This window comes from Lactobacillus melliventris (assembly GCF_042679465.1).
In the GTDB taxonomy this organism is placed as follows: Bacteria; Bacillota; Bacilli; order Lactobacillales; family Lactobacillaceae; genus Lactobacillus; species Lactobacillus melliventris.
This window is the reverse complement of sequence record NZ_JBHTMT010000001.1, coordinates 336,760-358,867: the sequence shown is the minus strand read 5'-3', so window position 1 is coordinate 358,867 and position 22,108 is coordinate 336,760. Positions and strand designations below refer to the sequence as shown.

24 protein-coding genes and 1 pseudogene are annotated in these 22,108 nt (G+C 33.6%); 8 read left to right on the top strand and 17 right to left on the bottom strand.

The annotated features are described in order from the left end of the window. The first annotated feature begins 10 nt into the window (after positions 1-10). The 4 genes from mvk to fni are packed head-to-tail and all read left to right on the top strand — an operon-like array spanning position 11 to position 4,027. On the top strand, positions 11-919 hold the full coding sequence (mvk, locus tag ACFQ32_RS01880; RefSeq protein ID WP_046324846.1) for a mevalonate kinase: 909 nt from the start codon (positions 11-13) through the stop codon (positions 917-919). Between the two features lie 3 nt (positions 920-922). After that, on the top strand, positions 923-1,882 hold the full coding sequence (gene mvaD / locus ACFQ32_RS01875; protein ID WP_046324847.1) for a diphosphomevalonate decarboxylase: 960 nt from the start codon (positions 923-925) through the stop codon (positions 1,880-1,882). 36 nt (positions 1,883-1,918) lie between these two features. Further along, positions 1,919-3,001 carry a phosphomevalonate kinase gene (locus ACFQ32_RS01870; RefSeq protein WP_046324848.1) on the top strand — a complete coding sequence of 361 codons (1,083 nt, stop codon included), beginning with the start codon at positions 1,919-1,921 and terminating at the stop codon, positions 2,999-3,001. Positions 3,002-3,010: 9 nt separating this feature from the next. Beyond that, a complete protein-coding gene (fni, locus tag ACFQ32_RS01865; RefSeq protein ID WP_046324849.1) occupies positions 3,011-4,027 on the top strand; it encodes a type 2 isopentenyl-diphosphate Delta-isomerase in 1,017 nt (338 codons plus the stop codon). A gap of 84 nt (positions 4,028-4,111) precedes the next feature. Here the strand turns inward: fni and ACFQ32_RS01860 are convergent, their stop codons facing one another. Next, entirely contained in the window at positions 4,112-4,870 is a 759-nt protein-coding gene (locus ACFQ32_RS01860) for an IclR family transcriptional regulator (RefSeq protein WP_046325205.1), read from the bottom strand. Between the two features lie 158 nt (positions 4,871-5,028). Here ACFQ32_RS01860 and ACFQ32_RS01855 point away from each other — a divergent pair, with 158 nt between their 5' ends. Both ACFQ32_RS01855 and ACFQ32_RS01850 read left to right on the top strand, forming a co-directional pair. After that, positions 5,029-6,093, top strand: a complete 1,065-nt coding sequence (locus tag ACFQ32_RS01855; RefSeq protein WP_046324850.1) for a PTS sugar transporter subunit IIC — start codon at positions 5,029-5,031, stop codon at positions 6,091-6,093. 10 nt (positions 6,094-6,103) lie between these two features. Continuing rightward, entirely contained in the window at positions 6,104-7,099 is a 996-nt protein-coding gene (locus tag ACFQ32_RS01850) for a D-2-hydroxyacid dehydrogenase (protein ID WP_046324851.1), read from the top strand. A gap of 123 nt (positions 7,100-7,222) precedes the next feature. On the opposite strand, the gene ACFQ32_RS01845 is transcribed toward ACFQ32_RS01850, so the two are convergent. The 4 genes from ACFQ32_RS01845 to ACFQ32_RS01830 are packed head-to-tail and all read right to left on the bottom strand — an operon-like array spanning position 7,223 to position 11,112. Beyond that, positions 7,223-8,008, bottom strand: coding sequence for a Cof-type HAD-IIB family hydrolase (locus ACFQ32_RS01845; protein WP_046324852.1), 786 nt, complete (start codon positions 8,006-8,008; stop codon positions 7,223-7,225). Between the two features lie 15 nt (positions 8,009-8,023). Continuing rightward, complete coding sequence (locus ACFQ32_RS01840) at positions 8,024-9,409, bottom strand: RsmB/NOP family class I SAM-dependent RNA methyltransferase (protein ID WP_046324853.1); 1,386 nt, start codon at positions 9,407-9,409, stop codon at positions 8,024-8,026. Continuing rightward, positions 9,402-10,367, bottom strand: coding sequence for a hypothetical protein (locus ACFQ32_RS01835; protein ID WP_046324854.1), 966 nt, complete (start codon positions 10,365-10,367; stop codon positions 9,402-9,404). The genes ACFQ32_RS01840 and ACFQ32_RS01835 overlap by 8 nt, the downstream gene beginning before the upstream one ends. Further along, positions 10,357-11,112 (bottom strand): hypothetical protein, encoded by a 756-nt coding sequence (locus ACFQ32_RS01830; RefSeq protein WP_046324855.1) that lies wholly within the window; start codon positions 11,110-11,112, stop codon positions 10,357-10,359. Before ACFQ32_RS01830 ends, ACFQ32_RS01835 begins: the two co-directional genes overlap by 11 nt. An 84-nt stretch (positions 11,113-11,196) precedes the next feature. On the opposite strand from ACFQ32_RS01830, the gene lepB reads away from it, so the two are divergent. Both lepB and ACFQ32_RS01820 read left to right on the top strand, forming a co-directional pair. Continuing rightward, a complete protein-coding gene (lepB, locus tag ACFQ32_RS01825; RefSeq protein WP_046324856.1) occupies positions 11,197-11,775 on the top strand; it encodes a signal peptidase I in 579 nt (192 codons plus the stop codon). Between the two features lie 62 nt (positions 11,776-11,837). Continuing rightward, positions 11,838-12,029 (top strand): LBP_cg2779 family protein, encoded by a 192-nt coding sequence (locus ACFQ32_RS01820; RefSeq protein WP_046324857.1) that lies wholly within the window; start codon positions 11,838-11,840, stop codon positions 12,027-12,029. Positions 12,030-12,297: 268 nt separating this feature from the next. Here the strand turns inward: ACFQ32_RS01820 and ACFQ32_RS01815 are convergent, their stop codons facing one another. The 12 genes and pseudogenes from ACFQ32_RS01815 to pepT all read right to left on the bottom strand — a co-directional run bounded on the left by ACFQ32_RS01815 (position 12,298) and on the right by pepT (position 22,108). Beyond that, positions 12,298-13,134, bottom strand: a complete 837-nt coding sequence (locus tag ACFQ32_RS01815; protein WP_046324858.1) for a hypothetical protein — start codon at positions 13,132-13,134, stop codon at positions 12,298-12,300. After that, the gene (locus ACFQ32_RS01810; RefSeq protein ID WP_046324859.1) at positions 13,134-13,841 is read right to left on the bottom strand and encodes an ABC transporter ATP-binding protein; all 708 of its coding nucleotides are present in this window, start codon (positions 13,839-13,841) and stop codon (positions 13,134-13,136) included. The genes ACFQ32_RS01815 and ACFQ32_RS01810 overlap by 1 nt, the downstream gene beginning before the upstream one ends. After that, the gene (locus ACFQ32_RS01805; protein WP_046324860.1) at positions 13,841-14,206 is read right to left on the bottom strand and encodes a GntR family transcriptional regulator; all 366 of its coding nucleotides are present in this window, start codon (positions 14,204-14,206) and stop codon (positions 13,841-13,843) included. The genes ACFQ32_RS01810 and ACFQ32_RS01805 overlap by 1 nt, the downstream gene beginning before the upstream one ends. 140 nt (positions 14,207-14,346) lie before the next feature. Beyond that, positions 14,347-15,186 carry a hypothetical protein gene (locus ACFQ32_RS01800; RefSeq protein ID WP_046324861.1) on the bottom strand — a complete coding sequence of 280 codons (840 nt, stop codon included), beginning with the start codon at positions 15,184-15,186 and terminating at the stop codon, positions 14,347-14,349. Between the two features lie 78 nt (positions 15,187-15,264). Beyond that, complete coding sequence (locus ACFQ32_RS01795) at positions 15,265-16,092, bottom strand: hypothetical protein (RefSeq protein ID WP_046324862.1); 828 nt, start codon at positions 16,090-16,092, stop codon at positions 15,265-15,267. A 57-nt stretch (positions 16,093-16,149) separates the two neighbouring features. Next, the gene (locus ACFQ32_RS01790; RefSeq protein WP_046324863.1) at positions 16,150-16,959 is read right to left on the bottom strand and encodes a hypothetical protein; all 810 of its coding nucleotides are present in this window, start codon (positions 16,957-16,959) and stop codon (positions 16,150-16,152) included. After that, a pseudogene (locus ACFQ32_RS01785) lies at positions 16,959-17,662 on the bottom strand (ABC transporter ATP-binding protein). The gene ACFQ32_RS01790 and the pseudogene ACFQ32_RS01785 overlap by 1 nt, the downstream one beginning before the upstream one ends. A 10-nt stretch (positions 17,663-17,672) precedes the next feature. Further along, complete coding sequence (locus ACFQ32_RS01780) at positions 17,673-18,026, bottom strand: GntR family transcriptional regulator (protein ID WP_046324865.1); 354 nt, start codon at positions 18,024-18,026, stop codon at positions 17,673-17,675. Positions 18,027-18,102: 76 nt separating this feature from the next. Then, a complete protein-coding gene (locus tag ACFQ32_RS01775; RefSeq protein WP_046324866.1) occupies positions 18,103-18,867 on the bottom strand; it encodes an ABC transporter permease in 765 nt (254 codons plus the stop codon). A gap of 18 nt (positions 18,868-18,885) precedes the next feature. Continuing rightward, positions 18,886-19,641, bottom strand: a complete 756-nt coding sequence (locus tag ACFQ32_RS01770) for an ABC transporter permease (protein ID WP_046324867.1) — start codon at positions 19,639-19,641, stop codon at positions 18,886-18,888. Between the two features lie 5 nt (positions 19,642-19,646). Continuing rightward, complete coding sequence (locus ACFQ32_RS01765) at positions 19,647-20,534, bottom strand: ABC transporter ATP-binding protein (protein ID WP_084619546.1); 888 nt, start codon at positions 20,532-20,534, stop codon at positions 19,647-19,649. 332 nt (positions 20,535-20,866) lie between these two features. Then, on the bottom strand, positions 20,867-22,108 hold the full coding sequence (gene pepT / locus ACFQ32_RS01760) for a peptidase T (protein WP_046324868.1): 1,242 nt from the start codon (positions 22,106-22,108) through the stop codon (positions 20,867-20,869).

Below are 22,108 nucleotides of genomic sequence, written 5' to 3'. Positions count from 1 at the left end.
CTTAAATAAAATGAAATCAAGTTTTTTAGGACACGGAAAAGTTATTTTAATTGGTGAACATTCAGTAGTTTATGGCTATGATGCTTTGGCATTGCCAATCACTTCTTTGCATATTAAAACAACTGTAGAACCATCTGAAAAAATGTGGATGGATACGGCTCATTATCAGGGGCCTTTTTTTATGGCTCCGGATGAATATGATGGCTTAAAATATGTAGTTAAAACAATGTTGAAAAAAGCCGCAAGTCAAGCAGCTCTTAAAATAACCTATACGGGAGAGATTCCAATTGAACGCGGTTTAGGTTCTAGTGCAACCGTGGCACTGGCGACTACGCGCGCAATGAATGATTATTTCCACTTAAATTTAACTGAAACTGAAATTATTAATATAACTAACCACGCAGAAATGATCAACCATGGTAAAGCATCGGGTCTTGATGCTGCCACTGTTAATTCTGATTGCCTCATCTTTTTTAATCAAAAAGATGGTCCCAAGCCGCTAAGGTCGAAATTACAAGCTACCTTACTTATCATGGATACAGGTGATTTGGGTAGTACGAAAAAAGCTGTCACTCAAGTTCATAAGCTTCTAAATGAATCCCCGACAGCGCAAAACAACCTTGAGCAATTAGGTAGATTAGCTGATGAAACTAAAACTGCCTGGTTAAATAAAGATGCAGCGACAGTAGGCTCATATTTTAATCGGGCTCAAGAAATATTGCATTCATTTAACCTTTCAACTGGTAAGATTGATCAATTACAAAAAATAGCTCTCGCAAATGAGGCCTTGGGTTTTAAATTGTCTGGTAGTGGACTGGGCGGCATCGTGATTGCTTTGTGTCGCAATGAGGATGATGCTCTGAAAATAGCCCATAAATGTCAAAATATTGTGGCACATAGTTGGATTGAGGAAATTTAATTTATGGAAAAAACAGTTCGTGCTCATACCAATATTGCCCTAATCAAATATTGGGGAAAAGCAAACCAAAGTCTGCGTTTACCACTAATGTCCAGTTTGTCTATGACACTTGATCAATTTTATACTGATACTAAAGTTTCTGCAGGTCCTAAAAACCAGTTTTGGTTAAATGGCGTTGAACAAAGCGGACACAGTTATCAAAGGGTTTTTTCTTTTTTAAAACTGTTACAAGAAAAATTTGACGTTAAGGGTAATTTAAAGGTTGAGTCAGTTAATCACGTTCCTACAGCTGCAGGCCTGGCCTCTTCCAGTTCTGCTTTTGCGGCCTTAGCCGGAGCCTTTTGCGTGCACTATGGTATTAATCTGTCAGCAGTTGAACTTTCCCGTCTGGCTCGTTGGGGTTCAGGTTCAGCCAGCAGGTCAATATATGGCGGCTTTGCGATTTGGCAAAAAGGTACTGATAATGAATCATCCTATGCATATGCTTTAGATGAAAAACCCCAAATGGATCTACAACTATTAGTGGTTGAACTGGATAAAAACCCTAAAGAATTATCCTCTACTCAGGGCATGAAACAAGCACAAACCTCTCCTTTTTTCAGGCCGTGGCTTGAGCGTAATCAAGCTGAGTTGGCCCAGATGGTTGCTGCTATCAAAGCAAATGATTTTTCAAAACTGGGTAGTTTAGCAGAATTAAATGCGTGTGAAATGCATGCTGTTAATTTAACTGCCCAACCGGGTTTTACATATTTTGAGCCTGCAACTATTAAAGCAATCAAATTAGTAGCTGATTTGCGCAGGCTTGGTATAGAATGTTACTTCACAATAGATGCCGGACCTAATATAAAAATCTTAAGTCAATTAAAAAATGTAAAAGATATTACTAAGAGGTTTGTATCCGAATTCCATAATGTTAACATAATAAATGCAAGTTTTGGTCCAGGTATTTCATGTCTGAACTAGTTAATGTAAATTAATTGATTAGGAGATTTAATTCTTTTGATAACAGAACAAGCACCCGGAAAATTATACATAGCTGGCGAGTACGCAGTATTAGAACAAGATTGTCCTGCAATTTTAGTCGCAGTCAATCAATTTATTCGTGTTTCAATCATTAAGTCGAAATCAAAAACTGGTTTAATCCACTCTAAACAATATTCTCAAAGCTCCATTCATTGGGTTAGAAATGGCGCAAAAATGGTTATTGACAATCGTGATAATCCATTCGAATATATTTTGGCTGCAATTTCATACACGGAACGTTTCTGCTTGGAACAAAAAGTCAAGATGAAAGTCTATGACTTATATGTCAATTCAGATCTTGATTCTTCGGATGGGAAAAAATATGGTTTGGGCTCCAGTGCTGCAGTTACAGTAGCCACAGTCAAAGCAATCTTGCGTTTTTATAATGTTGCTTTTAGTAATGAATTAGTTTATAAATTATCAGCCATTTCTCATTACTCAGTTCAAGGAAACGGTTCGGCTGGTGACATTGCAGCCAGTGTTTATGGTGGCTGGATTGCCTATCAGACTTTTGATAAACAATGGCTTGCTAATGAACTGGCTCATAAAACATTATCGGAAGTGGTCAATGAAGCTTGGCCTGGTTTGAAGATACAACTTTTAACCCCTCCCGCCGGCTTAAAACTAATGATTGGCTGGAGTCAAAAGCCTGCCTCCACCTCGCGGCTTGTTGATGAAACTAATGCCAATAAGGCCGCCTTAAACGGACAATATCAAGAATTTCTCAGGCTTTCGCGTAAATGCGTACTAAAGATGATTGCCGGATTTGAACAACAAGATATTCAGTTAATAAAAAAGCAAATTCGAGTAAACCGTAAATTGTTGCAGCATTTTGCACAAATAAATCAAATTGCAATTGAAATTCCGCGACTTTCCCAACTGATCAATATCGCCGAATCATTTGGAGGAGCTGCTAAAACTTCCGGTGCCGGTAATGGCGACTGCGGTATTGTAATCGCTGATGCAAATACAGATACTGCCTATCTTGAAGATAAATGGCGCCAAAACGGTATAATGCCGCTAGACTTTCGCGTTCACCAAATTCGGATTGCAGACTAGAGGAAGAACATGTCACTTAGATCTAATCGTAAAGAAGAACATTTGGTTTTAGCAGAAAGATTTTATCAAGATAATAAACAAAATAGTTTTGATCAGATGCATTTGGTGCGGCCGGCTTTACCAGAAACTGAAGTAAGTGTCAAAGCCATACAAACGACAATGTTTGGCAAAAAAGTGGCAGCCCCCTTTTTTATTAATGCAATGACCGGTGGTTCACATAAATCCTATTTGATTAATAAGAAATTAGGACAAGTTGCCGTTAAAACCAATATTGCTCTGGCACTTGGCTCAGCCAGCATTTTGACGAAAGAGCCTTCTCTTAGTGACAGCTTTTTGATTGCACGCCAGCAAGACCCCACTGGCGTTTTAATTGCAAATGTAAATGCTAAAACTGCGGCCGAACAAGCACAAAAAATAGTCACAGAATTAAAGGCTGACGCTTTACAAGTTCACTTGAACGCAGTGCAAGAAATAGCCATGCCTGAAGGAGACCGTGATTTCTATTGGCTAAATAATTTAAAAGAATTACGTCAAAAAGTAACAGTACCAATTATTATTAAAGAAGTCGGCTTTGGTTTAGATGAAAGAACAATTCATTTGTTGAAAAATGAAGGCTTCCAATTTTTTGATGTTGCTGGCAGTGGGGGCACAAATTTTGCCCAGATAGAAAATGCTCGTAATACCAATGATGTTTCTTATCTGAAAGATATCGGCTTACCCACTGTCATTTCAAGCTTAATGGCTGCTAAACAGCAGGTTGATTTTATTGTTTCAGGTGGCGTGCGTAATCCTTTGGACGTTTTTAAGGGATTATGTTTAGGTGGAAAAGCTGTTGGTATATCAAATGTTTTTCTACAGGCTTTAATCAAACACGATGTTAATTATTTGCAAAATCTTATTTTAGAATGGCAAGAAGAACTTGCTAATCTGCTAGCTATTTATGGTCAAAAAGATTTAACAAAGTTAACTGAGATTAAAAAATATTATGATTTGCCGTTAAAAATAGCCATTGATCAGCTATTATAGGTACTTATAAAAAACCACAAATAACTATAGCCTTACACAAGTCAGTTATTTGTGGTTTTAGTTTTCAAAAATCATTTAATAAAGTTACAAATTTAAATGTTGAACATCTTTTTGAATAAGACTTGCTTCTTTTCTTAATGTAGCAATTATTAGATCCGTTCCTTTGTGATTTAGTCTACTAGTTGGTCCAGTAACACTTATACAACATAAAACCTTTTTGTTTTCTTTAAAAATTGGGATTGCATAACAAGACATTCCATATTCATACTCTTCGTTGTCGATTGATATCCCACTTTTTGAAAAATCATTTTTATATTTAATAAAGTCTTTATAGTTTGTAATTGTATTAACTGTTCTTTGTTCAACGCTTTTAAAATAATTAAGTAATTCTACTTTACTGAATTCTGTCATAAATATTTTTCCCATTGCTGAACAGTATAATTCACCTATTGGAGGAAGCATTACTTGTAATTGGTATGGTTCACCATGTATTCTTAGAGGTATATATAGTTTACCATCATATTTCATTCCCAAATTCGTGCATTCGCCTGTAATATTACGAATGTTCGTAAGATGAGGTTTAACTACATCCACTAGTTCGTCATCCAAAAATTCAACCTGATTATATTTTATTAAATGGTATCCTAAAACATAATCACTAGTTTCAGTTCTTCTGACAATGTCAATTTTTTCAAGAGTTTTTAGTATTCTAAAAGCTGTTGTCTTTGGTAATTCCAACTTAGCAACTATATTGTTAAGACCAATTTTTTTATCTTGATTTATTAAATCTAAAATTCTAAAAGCATCAAATATATTTTTTATTGTTGGATCTTTTTTAGTCAAAATTGTCATATTCCTCAACTCATTGTTTATATAAATTTTACCACACTAGTTGCTTTTTTATTTAAGATGAGTTATATTTCAATTGTGGAACGCGTTCCATTATTTTTTGGAATTATTTGTGAAAAATGTAACAAATTTTGTAATAAAAGTGTGGTTAAATGGATAAAAATAATAAAACAGATCACTCGCTTATGAACTTTATCATTAATGTCGTTAATGGAGCAACAGTCGGAATACTGGTTGCTGTTATTCCTAACGCCATTTTTAGTCAAATATTTTTAAGTTTAAGCGGATTTTGGAGTGGTTTTAAGCAACTATATCTTATCGTCCAAATTATTCAGTTCTTAATGCCAGTTCTGGTCGGGATCGGCGTAGGATTTAAATTTAAGTTAACTGCTATTCAGTTATTATCAGTTGGTGTTGCCTCATATGTTGGTAGTGGTGCATTAGTTCAAACTAGCGATATTTGGAAAGTTACTGGTATTGGTGATACAATCAATGCAATGCTGACTGCAGGAATAGCAGTATTTTTAGTATTCTTAATCCAAAATAAAGTTCAAGCACTCGCCACAATTGCATACCCAGTTATTGTTGGAATGGGCGCAGGAGCAGTTGGATTAGTGACACTTCCGTTAATTTCAAAAATTACCAGTTTTGTCGGTAAGATCGTTTATGATGCAACTAAATTAAATCCTCTTCTAATGAGTATATTAATTGCAATTTTATTTGCACTAATGATCTTAACTCCTATTTCAGTTGTGGCCGTTGCATTTGCAATTAATTTAACTGGCCTTGGTTCAGGTGCAGCTAATCTAGGATTGGTTGGTGTAGTAGTTTTCGCAACTATTGGGTCTTACAGGGCTAAAAATGATACTGGTACTACCTTAGCGCTCATGTTAGGTGGAATTAAAACTTTGATGCCAGCTTTTTTCAGAAAATTGCAGATGGCGCTTCCTATAATTTTTGTGAGTGGAATAATGGGTGCAATGGCCCAATTATTTAATATCCAAGGTACCCCTGGATCAGCTGGTCTTGGCTTTGCAGGATTAGTAGGGCCAATAGTTGCTTTTGGTTATTTAAAAAACAGTTTTATTGTAAACTTAATTATCCTTATATTAGTTTACGCGATAATACCGATTATTCTTTCATTGTTAGCACATTGGTTGAGTGTATCAGTATTTAAAATTTTAAAATATTCCGATTATAAAATAAATTTAAATTAAGGAGATTTTTATGACTCGTATTTATTGTTTTGGCGTTACTCAGGAACGTGCACCATTTGTACAAAAATGGTCAAAAAAAAATAATGTTGAAGTTACTATGACAAGTGAAAGCCTAACTATTAATAACGTTAAAAAGGTTAAGGGATATGATGGCGTATCAATAGCAGAAATTGCAAAGTTTAATTCTGATATTTATCCTAAACTAAAAGAATATGGCATTAAACAATTATCCCAAAGAACAGCTGGCTTTGATTACTTTGACTTAGAAAAAGCTAAAGAAAATGGAATAATAATTACTAATGTTCCAAGTTATTCACCAGAATCGATTGCCGAATTTACAATAATGTCTGCTTTACAACTAGTTCGTAAGCAAAAGTTATTAGCAGATCACGTCGCAAAACATGATTTTCGCTGGGTTCCAGAAGTTCGTGGGCGTGTTTTAGGTAATATGACTGTGGCAGTAATTGGAGTTGGAAGAATTGGATTACAAGCTGCCAAACTTTTTAAAAATTTTGGTTGTACTGTTGTAGGCTATGATCCCTATCCAAAAGATAATGTTTCTGATGTCATTAACTATAAAGAAAACGTTCAATCAGCAATTAAAGACGCTGATATAGTTACTCTACATATGCCAGCGACTGATGAGAACTATCATTTGTTTAATAAAGATATGTTTAATAAAATGAAAAAAGACTCGTATTTAATCAATGCAGGTCGAGGAAGTTTAATTAATATCGAAGATCTGATTAATGCGCTGGATGAAAATAAATTGGCAGCTGCAGCACTAGATGTTTATGAAAAAGAAGCAACTTATGTACCTGGCACTTATCCTAATAAAGAAATTAAAGATAATGATTTTAACAAATTATTACATCACTCAAAAATAACATATACACCTCATTGCGCATACTACACAGATGAATCTGTCAAAAATATGATTTACAGTGGACTAGATTCGACTTTAGAAGTAATTAAAACAGGTAGCTCTAAAAACCGAGTTAATTAATAATCAAATATTTGAATATTAAAAACAATATTCTTTAGCACTGCAAATATTGTTTTAAGTTGAAGTTTTACTAAAGTATAAAAATAAGCATAATTGTGAATTAATGCTTATTTTTTTGTTTTTTTAATTTAATAGACGCCATATCTCTTTCTGAACGGCGCTGTCATTGCTTGAGCCGATAATGTGAGTAGCAGCCTTCTTAGCCACGGGAAGTGCTGTTCCTGTGGCATAACTGGTACCAGCATATTTTAGCATCCCCACGTCATTGCCGCTATCACCAAAAGTTACCATTTCTTTAGGATTAATTTTGAATTTACTACTTAAAAACTGTAAGCCCTTTGCCTTATTCATACCTTTTGTTGACATATCTATCGATGAAGAAGAGCCAGAAACAAAGTCAATTTCAGGATAATTACGTCTTAATTTTTCTAAAAGATGCGGCATTTTATTTTCAGGAACATCAAACGTAACCTTGAAGATTTGATCATCAAGGTGATTAAAACTCTCAACAACTGTCAGTTTTTCATAGTACTTTTTTAGTTCTTTAGCGTACTCAGGTCCATCTTTTTTTAAAATATAAGCGCTGGCAAGTCCCGAAACCGTGACTTTTTCATTACTTTCCTGAATTATCTTCATGATTGTCCGCCAGTCCTTTTCAGAAAGACAATCAACGTGAATTACCTGCTTGCCTTGTGCTACTAGTGCCCCATTCTCCGCTATGTAGAATAGTTGATTGGCCACTTGCGGAAATCGCGAATATAAATTTTCAAACTGATTTCCGCTGGCAACAACAAACTTAATTCCTTTTTTTTGCATAATTTGAAATTCTTGCAAAAACAATTCCTGATCATATGTTTTCTGATCTGTTAACCAAGTTCCGTCCATATCTGTAGCGATTAGTTTAATCATTCTTTTTTCTTTCTATTAAACTCGTAGTCCCTTAGGATAATAATTCTTAATAATATGATTACTGATTTTACCAAAACCTAAAATAAAATTTTGGCAACTGACTAAAACAAAGCCTGTTTCGTTAGCTTGCGTTCTTAATGTTTCTCCGTGTAAATACTTTAAATAGCTTTCCCTGCTTAGTTCAACTACTCTGTTTTGTTTCTGTTCTGCTAACACCATGGCCAATTGATGTCCGGGTTCAAAACGGTTTTTCTTTAACACACCCAGTTCAACGCCATTTGCTAGTATCTGCAAATGAAGATTCGCACTATCTGATAATGCCGGTATAAAAACGTGATTATTACGTACTCGACTATTTAACCGCCAATTTTTTATTGCTGCTGGTAAATTAAATTTATCTAGTACTTCCGCTATTAATTGAATTTCAGATTTAGTTAGAGCTTCTTTTTGAGGCCTTCTTTTTTTCTTCTTTTTTTGATTTGGCGAGAATTTGGCTTGAACCACCACGTTTGGTGATAATTTTAATTTTGCAGCAAATTGCCCTTCACCTAAGTCAGCTGTAGGCCAAAATCGTACTGTCTTAATGAGATCAGGGTTATTGTCAGCCCATTCAGGGTGTCCATGAGCGATAGCGTGCGTTTTCACGGCTAGTGACATAATAGTCAAATTAAATTTTTGACTTAGCCACGAAACTATTTGTTCATTTTCCTCTGGAGAATATGTACAGGTAGAATAGACTATTTCTCCTTCTGGCTTTAACATTTGGACAGCGGCATTCAAAATTTCCTTTTGCCGTTTTTGGCAAAGCAGTACATAATTTTGTGACCAATACTTAATAGCCTGAGGGTTCTTACGAAACATACCTTCGCCACTACAAGGCGCATCAACTAAAATTTTATCAAAATAATGAGGAAAACACTGTGCTAATTTTTCTGGCTTTTCGCTGACAATTAAAGAATTTGTTGTGCCCCAACGTTCAAGATTTTCGCGCAATACTTTTGCTCTGGTGTGTGAAATTTCATTTGCAACCAAAAGTCCTTCACCCTTTAGCTGTTCGCTGATTGCAGTACTCTTGCCACCTGGTGCGGCACATAAATCAAGCACTTTTTGTCCCGGACGCGCTTCAACAAATAATGCTGGAAACATTGCCGTGGGTTCCTGTGAATAAACAGCTCCACTTACCCAGGCTGGATCTTGACCACTGATTTTACCATAATAGGCTTGGGGTATACCTGAAACTTCTTTTTTTGGATCACAAGAAAGACAGTGGTTTTCTTTTAATGAATTAACGCGAAATGCACTTTTAGGACTATCATTAATTGAATTGAAAAACTGCTGTGCTCTACTTTTTCCTAATAACCTAGTATATTTTTCCTTAAAATCCTCAGGCAGTTTAGGCATTATTTTGATCCTTTCGTGATAAATGCAAGATGCATATGCTGTATATAATAGAAATGATGATCCAGCAGCCTGTAAGGAGCCAGATTAAGTGCTGCGGCTTTGATAAAAATGTTCGCCATATCAAGAAGAAATATGCACTTATAGTTAACAATACTTCAATCAATAAAATTCTGATACCGTGATTTATTAACCAATTACGCAATAAATTGCCCTTTAAGTGAGTTGACTTAACCGTTTTCCAATCTATAAAAGCTAAAACTAAATTGCTAAATGAAGCAATTAACAAGAAGATTATGATAAATGTAATTTCCCTAATGATTGAAAACTGATGTATTTGGTGGTTTTTCACAAAAAGCGGTATTTTAGCCTTAACCCCATAATGTTTGGCAATTTGGCGAATTACTTTATTTGAACTATCTATTATAATTTGATAATCACGTAATTTGAATTTTCCAGTTGGCTGTTTGGGACTAGTACTAAGATAGTAACTATCCTGCTTCATTTGGCGATAATGTTTTAAAGTACCAACAACCGTGTAATATTTCTTATTCAAATAAACATATTCGTTTCCTTGCACCTTATATGTAGGGACTTTAGCATTTAATCCCAGTACAGCAAAAGAAACCCGGCCTTTAAAGTCATCTTTGGTAAAATATCTGCCAGATTCAGTCGGTAGGTTTAATACATCATGATTTGACCACACCAGAGTTTGATTTTTCTTAGATTTGCAAGTCATATGAACTTGAATTTTGTTACGGGGATATTTTTTTTGCAAATAAAGCAAAAAAGATCTAACATTTTGCTTATTTTTTATTTCAATGTAGCGGGTATTATTACTTAGACCATATGCCTCAAGTAGTTGATCCGCTTCTCGTGACTGAACGTTTGACAGCATACTGCCAATTCCTAGAAACGATAAAAATATAATAATAACTAAAATTATTTTTTTAAATTTCATGTGCTATCTCAAAAATTTGTTCATCAATAAAATCAAAACTTGTAAATGTCTGGTTGATTAGCCTTAGTTCCTTTGAATGAAGAAATGGCTCCTTTTGCCAAAAACTTGCAGAGTTGGTCACACCATTTCTTTCACCTACAAACAATAAATGTGTGGCAGAATTTAATTTTTGCCAAGCTTTAACGACTTTTTCATCACTGTTGCCAAAATTAGGTGCCCAGGAGCAAATTATTAAATCGACATCATTAAATTGATTGACAGCTGTTACAGCATCATAATTACTAACAGGCACAAATGCTTTAACGCCAGTGTTTGAAGTCTTTGACCAATTAAAATTATCCGTGACCGTCATTTTAACGCCTACTTGTGACAAAGCTTTACTCCAATAGCCGTTACCTGCCATTATTTCTAAACCAGTGTTAACTTTTAGCTGATCTTTAATTACTCGGGCTGTTTCTAGATTTGGAATTGACCATAGGCCAAACTTAATTGCTAAAAATTGCCGGGTATTATTTAGCAGCTGATTAATCGTTTTAAAATCTTCTATTTGATCCCTAGAATTAAATTTGTGGCAAATTTCCTCAGCAATATCGGGTAAAAACCCCAGCTTTTCTGGTGCTCTTTTTAAAACCTGCTTTTGCCTTATGGTAGCAACAATATTATTAATTTCCTCTACTTGTTGATGCACAGACTCAATAATAAGTCTGGCATCCAATTGGTTAATTTTACTTAAAAAATCTGTCATTATCAAATACCTATAATGATTTTAACATTCAAACGACCAGATTTCAGTTATAATAAAGAGTAACATGAAAAAGGAGAATATTTTATGGCAAAAAAAGTTACAAAAAACCATGACGAAGAGGAAGAAAGCTTAGGCAAATTTATTCTTGATGTTGTCATAATGATGGCAGTAATTTTGGGAGTTTTCTTTGTTTTATTCCATTTCGTACTTTCTAATGATAGAGTTTCAGGGCCATCGATGCAACCGACGTTTGAAGATAATGATCGTTTAATCGCTGTCCGCCATTTCACTCCCAAGCGCAATGACGTGGTAGTGCTGCTTGCTCCAAAAGCTGCAAATGATACCCCTGGTGCTTATTACATCAAACGCATCATTGGTTTACCAGGTGATAAGCTGGTTTCTAAGAATGATAAGATGTATGTCAATGGTAAGCTCCTACCTGAGCCATATCTAGAAAATCACTTTAAAAAAGCTAATAATGCTCAAGGACAGACGTATACTACCAATTTTACTTATAAAGTCCCTAAGGGTTATTATTGGGTAATGGGTGATCACCGCGATATATCTAAGGATTCGCATATATTCGGGCCTGTTAAAAGACAGAATCTGATTGGTAAAGTCAAATTCAGGTATTGGCCATTTAATAAAATTCAAGGTTTTTAACTTTAATTTTCTTTGAATTTTAGTATTTTTCCGTTAAAATAAATTGTAAAGGAGAATTTAATATGAATCAGCAGTTAGAGGAATTATCCGATGCAATTATTGACTTTCAAGTCAAACATCATGTTACTGATACGGATTTAGCTTTTGCTAGTCATTTGTCAGTTGAAAAGATTCATGCGATGAAAACTGGTGAAGGTGAATTTACTCCTGAAGAAATCAATCAGCTGTATGATTACCTTGCTGCGAATCATTAAAAAGTTTGTTATAAATATAGCCTGCAATTCGTTTTAGTTAACTGCAGGCTTTTATTTTTAGTAAATTTAGAAGAATGCTCATTATAGGACTAGTTGTAGTAATTATTCTACTTTTGACAACTTTAATAACTAAAAGCATTGCTGCTTTGACTTTCATCGCCTTTTGTCTTTTATCTGGTTTAACATTTTTATTATTTGTCTCATGGCTCTTTTTTGGCTGTTAAAAAGACGCTAAAAAATTTTTTAGCGTCTTTTAGTATGCCTATTTTTATTTACCTTCCCTTGCCTCAAAAAACTTACTGAAAAGAATGGTGTCAAAAAACCAAAACAATATGTTAATTATAAGCATTAATAATAATGCTATAGCTAAATCATCATTTGTACCTGTGGTTTCTCCTATCATAAACCTAAACGGAAACGAAATTATTTGTAGGCCAATACTGGCTTTGATTGCAAGCCAGGCAACTAAAATAATGACTAAAACGGCAATTATTCGAAAATAAGCTTTGCTGAGCGCTTGCGGTAGATAGTCTAAAAGTGCACGACTGGAGTAATTTAAAAAGCTGATTATGAAGTAACCAAAAAATGCGCAAAGAATAACCATCATAAGTGCACCAAAGAAATTAAACATAATCTCTAAGTCAACTTGTTGCAAATGTCTTCCAATATCAGCAAACATTTCGATTAGGGAGTTATGAAACTGACTATCAAAAGTAAAAGTAACAACACTTAAAATTAGCGTACAGATAATTTCCAATATTACAAAGAAAAGTAAGGCAGCAAATGAACTTAAAATGTTATCAAAGTAGAACTTTTTATCATCAATTGGTATTAAGCGCCAAGTCTGGTTACCACTCACCCTTTCATTTTGAAAACAGGTAGTTAAATAAAAGATTGCGGTGAACAGCCATGCTTGTACAATAAAAATAGCTAGCCATAATGTAAAAAAGTTAGAAAAAATGTGTCTGTTGATATAAACGTGGCCGTTATTAAAATTGAAAAAAGTCATCGCAAATGAGGCAACAGTCTGGATAACTAACAGAAGAGAGATCCATTTAGTTTTCAACCTAAAGAGTACGGTAAAATAACGATTAAAAATTGCCATTATTCCTCCTCCTCTCTTTGGTAAAAGCTTTCATAAAAATCTTCTACTGTTTGGTTATCCGCTCTAATTTCTTCAGTTGATTTTTGCATGCAAATTGTCTTATTTTTGATAATGACAACTTCATCGAGAACCGCCGCAATTTCATTGACAAAATGGTCAGAAATTAAAATAGTAGACTTTTCCTGCTTCCATAAGATGATCGATTTGATAATTTTTTTACGAGCCATAGCATCAATTCCGGAAAAGGGCTCATCCAGAAGATACAAGTCCGTTTTCCTGGAAAAAGTTAGAGCAATTATCAGCTTTTCTTTCATTCCTTTAGACATTTCAGATAAACGCAGGTCAGAAGCTAAATTCATGAATGTTTTTAACTGCTTAAATTGTTTTAGACTAAAATCATGGTATAAAATTTGGTAAAACTTGACGATTTCATTAATTTTAACGGAGTTAGAAAATCCAGTTAAACCGTCAGTAAAAGAAAGATGTTCCTTTCTTTCAGCCTCCTTAGCAAAGCCTGCAACTTTTACCGTGCCATGGTAATTTTTGGCAACTCCGCTGATAATTCTCATTAAAGTGGTTTTACCCGCACCGTTTTCGCCCAAAAGAGCGACAATCTTTCCCGGTTTGAGTGTTAAATTTAAATCAGTAATAATTTTTTTCTGGTTCTTTTTGTAAACCAAATCGGTTATTTCTAAAGGGTTTGCCATTATTCACGCTCCTCTTTAAGATATTCAGATAAAGATATGAGAATTTGTTCGTCAGATACTCCTAAAGAATTCATACTATGTACAAACTTATCTAGTTCCGCATTAATTAGTTCCCTTTTTGTTTTATCAAGTAAAGTAGTATCTTCAGTGACAAAATTACCTTCTCCCCTCTTGGTGTACAAAATACCTTCAAAATTCATCTGTTGCAAGGCACGTTGCACCGTGTTGACATTAACAGTGAGTTGCACTGCCAGTTCACGTACAGAAGGGATTTTTTTACCTGGCTTTAATTTACCGGTAATTATTTGTCGATATAGGTATTGCTTAATTTGTAAGTAAATGGGAATGTTATCTTTAAATTCCACAAGTCCACCATCCTTTGGCCGTAATACACCTATAATACACTATCATAAACTAGATTGATTTTTTCCGCAAACCTTTTAACATTTGTAGTTAAACTACTTTTTGTAAATAGTTGGTAAGTTTCTACTTTTAATTAGTAACCCTACTTATGTTCAGTTGCTTCATAAAAATGATTAATTAGGAAAATATTGCTGCCTAATAAAATAAGATCGCTAATTGCGTTTGCCAAAATTGCAAAAGGTAAACTACTAGAAAGATTAAGTCCATAATTAGTCGGATGAATCACTGATAAAAGAACTTGGTAAACAAAGATATTTTGGATTTTAAAGAAGAACCAGATTAAGCCGAAGATTATGACTATGTGTAATACTTTCACAACTGCGCCATTAATGTTTGCAGGGACAAAATCTAGTATTGCTCGGCTGGCAAAATTAAAGAAACTGATAACAAAATATAAAAAGAAACAACTTAAAATAGCTAAAAAGATCGTACCAAGTATTATCCAGAATACATTAATGTCAAGATTGCGTTGAATGCTTTTTAATAAATCGCGGAAAAAGTATACAACAGGTTTGTCGGTCAGATACGATGAAAACAGTAATATCATTACTGTGACGAATTCAAGTACAATAAAGTAAATAAAAGATACGAACGTGCTTAATACATTAACAAGATAAAATTGACCATCGCTTATTGCAGCTAAGCGCCAAGTTTGACTGCGATTAAATTTCTCGCTTTGTAACGGCGTAATAAAATAAACAAAAAAGATAACAAAAAAGGCCAAGAAGACAAAATATAATGCCCATTCAGGTAAAATTCCGACATTGTTTTGGGGATTTTTTCGGATATGCCAATTGATTACTTCATAATATGTAAAAAAGGCACATGCCAGAGCTGCAATTATCTGGAAAAAAAGTAATATGTGTAATTTTTTGATTTTAATTTTAAATAGTCTATTAAATAATCTGCTAAATTCTGCCATTTGGAACTCCTTATTTTTTATTTTTGCTCGATGACAAATTGTCACTCAAATAAAATTGTTATTATGCCACTACTTTATTTACTCTGCTTCAAAGAAATACTTAAATAAACAGATATTAATAACGTACATTATTAAATTAACAACTACAACAATTAAATTAAGATAGGGTAAAGTGTTGTTGTAAGCCGGATTTAAGTTTAAAAAATGCAAAAGGCTGCCTAAAAATTGGTCGACAAAAATTATTTCTACTTTGGTAAAAAGCCAGGCTATTACGATAACAATAAAAATATGTAATAGTTTGACAATTAATCCGTTTGAAGCTACAGGAAGATAATCCATGATCGCTTTACTGGAAAAATTTAAAAAGCTGATCAATAACGAAATGAAAAGGCAACATAAAAGTAAGAGTAACATGATATCAAAAATTAAACGAATTGTAATCAGATCAAAATTTGGTCTAAATTGCTTAAACATTCTTTCGCATGATTTACGAAAAGCCTTGTCCATAAAAAATGAAACAATTAGTAAGATCCCTGCAACAATAATGTCAAGAAAAATGAAATAGAAAAAAGTAATAAACGAGCTTAAACTATTAGCAATATAAAATTTTTCATCAGTGATTGCAGTTAAACGCCAAGTTTGACTCCGATTAATTCGCTCATTTTTGACAGCCATATAAATAAAAAAGAAAATGATAAAAAAGACATTCAATAGACAAAAACCCATTAGCCAATCAGGTAAAAGTTCAGTGTAAAGATTTAAAAATTCACCAAACTCACCTGTACCAATCAGCAGCCCAAAAACAGAAAATGCTAAGGCACCAACTAATTGTATAATTAAAAATGAATAAACTTTCTTGGCTTTTTCTACAAAGAATCTGCCAAATAAATTTTTAAAAGAGGTCATGCTTTTCCTTTCTGCTATGAAAATATTGAAACGAAAATATTGAAACAGTATTAGGTTTTACTTCTCTCCTGCTTCAAAAAAGTGATTGATTAAGAAAACGTTAATGCCAAGTATTATTAAATCAATGATAAACATCATTAATACCACGGATTCCAATCCCGCAAGACCTGTAGATCTTAGTAAAAGTATATTGATAATATAGTTTGCAAAGACACTATAGAGCCTAACTAGTAATCCTACCAAGACGATAATTATAAATATGCGCACAAAAGAAATTAGAATATGACTTGATGCATGTGGTAAAAAGTCTAAAATTGCTTGACTGGAAAAGTTAAGAAAACTAACCAAAAAGTAAAGAAAAAGACAAGTAAGAATTAGCAGTAACATAATGCCAATAAAATCAAAAATTGCAGTACTGTTTAAATCAACGTCAATCTGTAAATTTTTGCCAAATTTAGAATTAGTAAATATTGATAAAAATAAAAAACAAATTGCAATTAACACATCTAAGAGCACAAAATAAACCAATGAAACAAATGAACTTAAGATATTGGCAACATAAAACTTGCCATCACTGATTGGTGCTAAACGCCAGGTTTGATTTCTATTTAACCGTTCATTTTCAACTACAGTTAAAATGAACAAAATCGGTCCGAACAAGAAAGTTAATGATGCAAACAGTGCCATCCATCCTGGTAAAAACTCGAGATTATTGTTCGAATTAAAGTGAAATCTGCCAGAATAAAAACTAAAATAAGTAAAGAATGCTGAAGCTAGAGAACTAATGAATTGCAGAATAACTAAAAGATAAACATTTTTGGCTTTTTTCTGCAGTAACTTTTCAAACAAATGATTGAAAACGTTCATTATTCCTCCTCCGCATCGTATAAACCTTCATAATAATCTTCAACACTTTTATGATGCTCGCGGATCTCCTCAGTAGATTTGTGCGTGTAAATGGTTTTGTCTTTAATAATGACGATTTCATCAAGCATACTGGCTATTTCGTTGACAAAATGATCTGAAACAAGAATCGTTGAATTTTCCGGTTTCCATAAAATGATCGAATTAATTATTTTTTGCGCGCCATGGCATCTATCCCCGAAAAGGGCTCATCTAATAAATAAAGGTCAACTTTGCGCGAAAATGCCAGGGCAATGATTAACTTTTCTTTCATTCCTTTGGACATTTCAGATAAGCGCATCTCTGAATCTAATTTCATAAACTGACGTAACTGTTCAAATTGATTTTGATCAAAATCTTGATAGATGACCTCATAAATTTTAACAATTTCTTTGATTTTCGTTGAATTAGCAAAACCTGTTAATCCATCAGTAAATGACAGATGTGCTTTTCTTTCTGCAACATTATTCTCGCCTGAAATATTAACTGTCCCGTGATAGTTTTTGGCCATGCCACTGATGATGCGCATTAAAGTTGTCTTCCCAGCACCATTCTCACCTAGAAGGGCTACAATTTTTCCCGGTTGTAAATTTAAATTGATGTTATCCAAAATTGTTTTTAAATTTTTCTTGTAAGTTAAATCTCTTATTTCCAATAGATTTTCCATTTTTTACTCCCTACTTTAAGTTTTCAGTTAAAATTAAATTAAGCTGTCGCGCTGAAACTCCTAAGGCCTTCATATTATGCACAAATTTGCTTTGTTCAGATCTGATAATGTCTCTTTTGATTTTTTTCAGTAATTTTTTATCATTAGTCACAAAATTACCCTCTCCTCTTTTAGTAATTAAAAGCCCTGATGTAGTCATTTGTTTGAGCGCTTTTTGAATAGTGTTCACGTTGACCATTAGATGGGTTGCCAAATTACGGACAGAGGGAATTTTCTGACTGGGTTTAAGTTTTCCGGTAATTATTTGGCGACATAAATCTTCTTGGATTTGAACATATATCGGCCTATCATCTTTAAACTTCATATTTCCCCTCTAACTGTATTACATTTATAATACACTATAATATTACAATAAACTTAAAAGTTATGCAATTAATTACTTAAAATCTTTTTCTCCGAAAGATTAAATAGCCAGCAATTATAAAAATAAAGATATAGATTAGACTACCCATTAAAAGCTCTTGGTTATTCAGGTGGGTAGTTAAAACATACATGCCATAATTACCATATTGCCGGGTTAAGTCCACCATATTAAAGGGGTTCCATTTCATAATGCTTATAAGCTTGCCCCCGTTCATTAAGTCGGAAGAAATGTTTTGACCTATGAATGTCACTAACAGGCTTGCTGTAATTACAATTGCACTACTATTAATTAGACACGAGAGTAAAAAAACAATAGCAATAATTAACATTGTAGTTACTAAATCTATTAGAGAAGCAGTTACCATGTTTAGCCATACCGGCTGATGGTATAGATATAGCGCTAACCAATTAACTTGGTAATTAAATATGGTATAACGCAAACATATGGTATAAAAAAGAGCTAGCAAATGCAGAAAAACATCGTATAAGAACAAAACAATATACTTCGATAAGTAGACATATATTTTATTCGAAGACTTATATAAAAGTGTTAAAATCGTATTGTTTTGAAACTCCATCGAAAAACACGTGGCACCTACGATCACTAGGATAAACATGATAAAATCAGAAGAATCAAAAGTTAATGTTAAAATCAGCTTTTTACTTTCATCTGCTAAAGCGAAACCGGTAACAAGCATTAGAAAAAATAATATGATAGCTGCAATCCAGCTAATTTTGCGGTGTACTAATTTATATAATTCTTGTTTAATACTATAAATCATTTTAGTTATCTCCTCTCTTTATACTCGTCGATGTTTGAATAGATAATATCCTAGAACCATAAAAAGTATGCCGTAAATGATATTGGCTATAATTAGTTCAAGACTTGATAAGTGCGATTTTAAGCTAAGACTTGGATTTGATAATTGCTGAGAAATAAAAGTCATATTTAAAAAGTTCCATTTAATAGTACTTATAAAATGGGGAAAGGTTTGCATTAATCCTTTGGAAAAGCTGGCACCAAAAAATGCTAGTACAATTCCAAAACAAACTACTACGGCATTATTTTTAACCAGCATAATGAGCATAAAGGATAAGCCAATGCTAAAAAAGGAATAAATCAATGCTCCTGCCAGGTTAGCTAATAGACCATTTAAAAGATTATTACCATTTTTGGTAACTAACCAATCATATCTGACATTATTAAAGAACATGCTTAAAATCAATGTAAATAGAAATGCGATCACTGTTAAGAAAAAACTATAGATTAAGACAACCAAAAACTTGGAAAAATAAATTTGAAACTTACTTGAAGTCTTATACTCCAACATGATAATCGTGTTATTCTTGTATTCCATTGAAAAAATTGCAGATGCTACGGTAATAACTATTAAAGGAATCCACTCAATTGCACCAAATCCGTAGCTAAGGGATTGGCTTGTAATAGGATTAGTAAAAAAGTTGTAAATCATTGTTACAATGAGAATAATCAGACCATACAGAGCAATGTTTTCATGCCTTAATTTATAGATTTCCTGTTTAAAGCTTATAAGCATTCTGTCTATCCCCTTTTCTTTTCCAAGACATCAACTACAATTCGTTCAAGGTTGGCTTCAAGCGGCAAAATTTCTTTTAAATGAACACCTTCGTTAAAAAGCAGATCTTCTATTTTGTATATATCCTTTTGGCTTACTATCAAATAGTTTTCTTTTGCTGTAAACGTGATCTGGTAAGCAGCAAAAATCTTTTTTGCAAGTTTATTATTTTCAGTAGTCAAATGGTATTTTTGGTGACTAATTTTTTCAAATTCTGCAATTTCTTTATTCAATATGATTTGTCCCCCGGAGATTAAGACAACTCTCGTCATTACTTTTTGTAATTCACTTAAAATGTGACTTGAAATTAAAAAAGCAGTTCCTTGGTCAGAATACCTTTTGATTAGTTTTCTTACTCTAATAGTTGATTCAATATCCAGTCCGTTCATTGGTTCATCAAGAATTACAATTTGAGGTTGATTTAGTAAGGCGATTGCTATGCCTAATTTTTGCTTCATACCAAGAGAATACCCTTTAGCCTTATTATTAATATAGGAACCCATTTGTAAGTCAGAAATCAAGTTTGCCATATCTTTTTGATCATGAGCATAAAGGGTCAAATTCTGCATTCCAGTAAGAAATGGGTAAATAGCAGGGTGTTCAATTAACGCACCTGCCTTATCTAAAGCCTGATGATCATTTTCAGAAACTTCTCGCCCATTAACTACAACTTTTCCTTTGAATTTCATTAAACCCAGGATAGTTTTCATAATGGTGGTTTTCCCAGCCCCATTAGGACCTATCAAACCGATTATTTCACCTGGTTTAACTTCAAAAGTAGCATTTTTGACTAGCACAGTTTTGCCAACAAATGTACTAACATTATCCAGTTGTAGTGCATTAATATTTTTCACTCTTAATCATCCTTACTAAAAATTATTATACTAGTGAACTACATATGTAATACACTAGTATAATAAAACAAATTTTATTTTTTTGCAAATTTATTTTTAATCAAAAGTCTTAGAATAATTTAAATGTTCCACATCTTAGCTGTTAGTATTACAAAAAATAAAAAAAGCACCTAAAACCATTTTTGATAATGATTTTAGGTGCTCTTTAGCATAGCTTTAATAACTGTGCATAATTTTGCTAACCTTTTACAAGTTTAAATTCCTTTATCAGAACAAGCTTTTAATTTTTAATCTTTTTATAAACAGCCTTAAAAAGAGCCGTTTTTGTTTCACTACTTATTAGCGGCAGCATTCATTTGTGCCATTTTTATCATGACGTCTACTGCTTTTGCCATGGACTCCAGAACGGTATATTCAAACCTGCCATGCATGTTTTCTTGACCAGAGAATAGATCCGGACAAGGTAAACCTCTATAAGTCAGAAGTGAACCATCTGTCCCTCCCCTTACAGGGTCTTCATTAATTGTTAAGCCTTCAGCTTTATATGCTTTTCTAGCTAAATTAACAATTTCCATGTGATCTTTAAGAATATCAGCCATATTGTAATATTGATCTCTCATGTTCAGCTTAATTCTCTCAGTCCCGAAATCCTCATTCATTTGATTGACAATAGCTCTAACTTTATTTTTACGATCTTCCAGACCATCTCTTTCAAAGTCGCGCACGATGTATTCCATTTGTGCGTTATCAACTGTACCAGTAAAATTGGTAAGATGATAAAAGCCTTCTCTGCCCGCCGTTTTTTCAGGCACTTCGTTTTGTGGAAGCTGATTTTGGAAGTTAATGCCAACTTGGATAGCATTAATCATCTGATCTTTTGCCACAGAAGGATGCACATTTACTCCTTGAATATCAAGCGTGAAAGTAGCTGCAGAAAAAGTACCCCAATCTAACTTACCAGGAGCTCCGCCATCAACCGTGAAAGCAAAATCTGCCCCAAATTCATCAATATCGAAATGCTGGGCCCCCATGCCAATTTCTTCGTCAGGAGTAAAACCAAGGCGAATCTTACCATGTTTAATTTCAGGGTGATTTAACAGATATTCTGCTACAGTAACTAATTCTGCTACTCCACATTTATCATCCCCGCCAAGCAGTGTGTCACCAGATGCAGTAATAATAGTCTGTCCCGCATATTTCTTTAAGTTCGAAAATTCGGCAGGATCTAAATAGAATTCAGAATCTCCAAGGCGAATTTTTGATTTGCCGTCATAATTTTCATGAACTTGCGGCTTGACATTTTCCGCATTGAAGTCTGCGGTATCACAATGCGCTAGAAGTCCCATTACAGGTACATCATAATCTACATTAGCTGGAATTTCGGCAATAACACACCCTGATTTTTGATTATAATGCACATCTTTGAGGCCAATCTCTTCGAGATCAGGTAAAATAACCTGTTTTTGAAAATCTTCTTGACGCTTAGTTGAAGGAAACCTGTCTGAATGTTCATCAGAGCGTGAATTAACTTTTACATATTTTAAAAATCTTGGTAATAAATTTGGATACTCCAT

Excerpts from the sequence above, each read along its gene's own strand:
- mvk (WP_046324846.1), top strand. The coding sequence starts at position 11 with ATGAAATCAAGTTTTTTAGGACACGGAAAAGTTATTTTAATTGGTGAA.
- mvaD (WP_046324847.1), top strand. The coding sequence starts at position 923 with ATGGAAAAAACAGTTCGTGCTCATACCAATATTGCCCTAATCAAATAT.
- fni (WP_046324849.1), top strand. The coding sequence starts at position 3,011 with ATGTCACTTAGATCTAATCGTAAAGAAGAACATTTGGTTTTAGCAGAA.
- ACFQ32_RS01855 (WP_046324850.1), top strand. The coding sequence starts at position 5,029 with ATGGATAAAAATAATAAAACAGATCACTCGCTTATGAACTTTATCATT.
- ACFQ32_RS01850 (WP_046324851.1), top strand. The coding sequence starts at position 6,104 with ATGACTCGTATTTATTGTTTTGGCGTTACTCAGGAACGTGCACCATTT.
- ACFQ32_RS01845 (WP_046324852.1), bottom strand. The coding sequence starts at position 8,008 with ATGATTAAACTAATCGCTACAGATATGGACGGAACTTGGTTAACAGAT.
- ACFQ32_RS01840 (WP_046324853.1), bottom strand. The coding sequence starts at position 9,409 with ATGCCTAAACTGCCTGAGGATTTTAAGGAAAAATATACTAGGTTATTA.
- ACFQ32_RS01835 (WP_046324854.1), bottom strand. The coding sequence starts at position 10,367 with ATGAAATTTAAAAAAATAATTTTAGTTATTATTATATTTTTATCGTTT.
- ACFQ32_RS01830 (WP_046324855.1), bottom strand. The coding sequence starts at position 11,112 with ATGACAGATTTTTTAAGTAAAATTAACCAATTGGATGCCAGACTTATT.
- lepB (WP_046324856.1), top strand. The coding sequence starts at position 11,197 with ATGGCAAAAAAAGTTACAAAAAACCATGACGAAGAGGAAGAAAGCTTA.
- ACFQ32_RS01820 (WP_046324857.1), top strand. The coding sequence starts at position 11,838 with ATGAATCAGCAGTTAGAGGAATTATCCGATGCAATTATTGACTTTCAA.
- ACFQ32_RS01815 (WP_046324858.1), bottom strand. The coding sequence starts at position 13,134 with ATGGCAATTTTTAATCGTTATTTTACCGTACTCTTTAGGTTGAAAACT.
- ACFQ32_RS01810 (WP_046324859.1), bottom strand. The coding sequence starts at position 13,841 with ATGGCAAACCCTTTAGAAATAACCGATTTGGTTTACAAAAAGAACCAG.
- ACFQ32_RS01800 (WP_046324861.1), bottom strand. The coding sequence starts at position 15,186 with ATGGCAGAATTTAGCAGATTATTTAATAGACTATTTAAAATTAAAATC.
- ACFQ32_RS01795 (WP_046324862.1), bottom strand. The coding sequence starts at position 16,092 with ATGACCTCTTTTAAAAATTTATTTGGCAGATTCTTTGTAGAAAAAGCC.
- ACFQ32_RS01790 (WP_046324863.1), bottom strand. The coding sequence starts at position 16,959 with ATGAACGTTTTCAATCATTTGTTTGAAAAGTTACTGCAGAAAAAAGCC.
- ACFQ32_RS01780 (WP_046324865.1), bottom strand. The coding sequence starts at position 18,026 with ATGAAGTTTAAAGATGATAGGCCGATATATGTTCAAATCCAAGAAGAT.
- ACFQ32_RS01775 (WP_046324866.1), bottom strand. The coding sequence starts at position 18,867 with ATGATTTATAGTATTAAACAAGAATTATATAAATTAGTACACCGCAAA.
- ACFQ32_RS01770 (WP_046324867.1), bottom strand. The coding sequence starts at position 19,641 with ATGCTTATAAGCTTTAAACAGGAAATCTATAAATTAAGGCATGAAAAC.
- pepT (WP_046324868.1), bottom strand. The coding sequence starts at position 22,108 with ATGGAGTATCCAAATTTATTACCAAGATTTTTAAAATATGTAAAAGTT.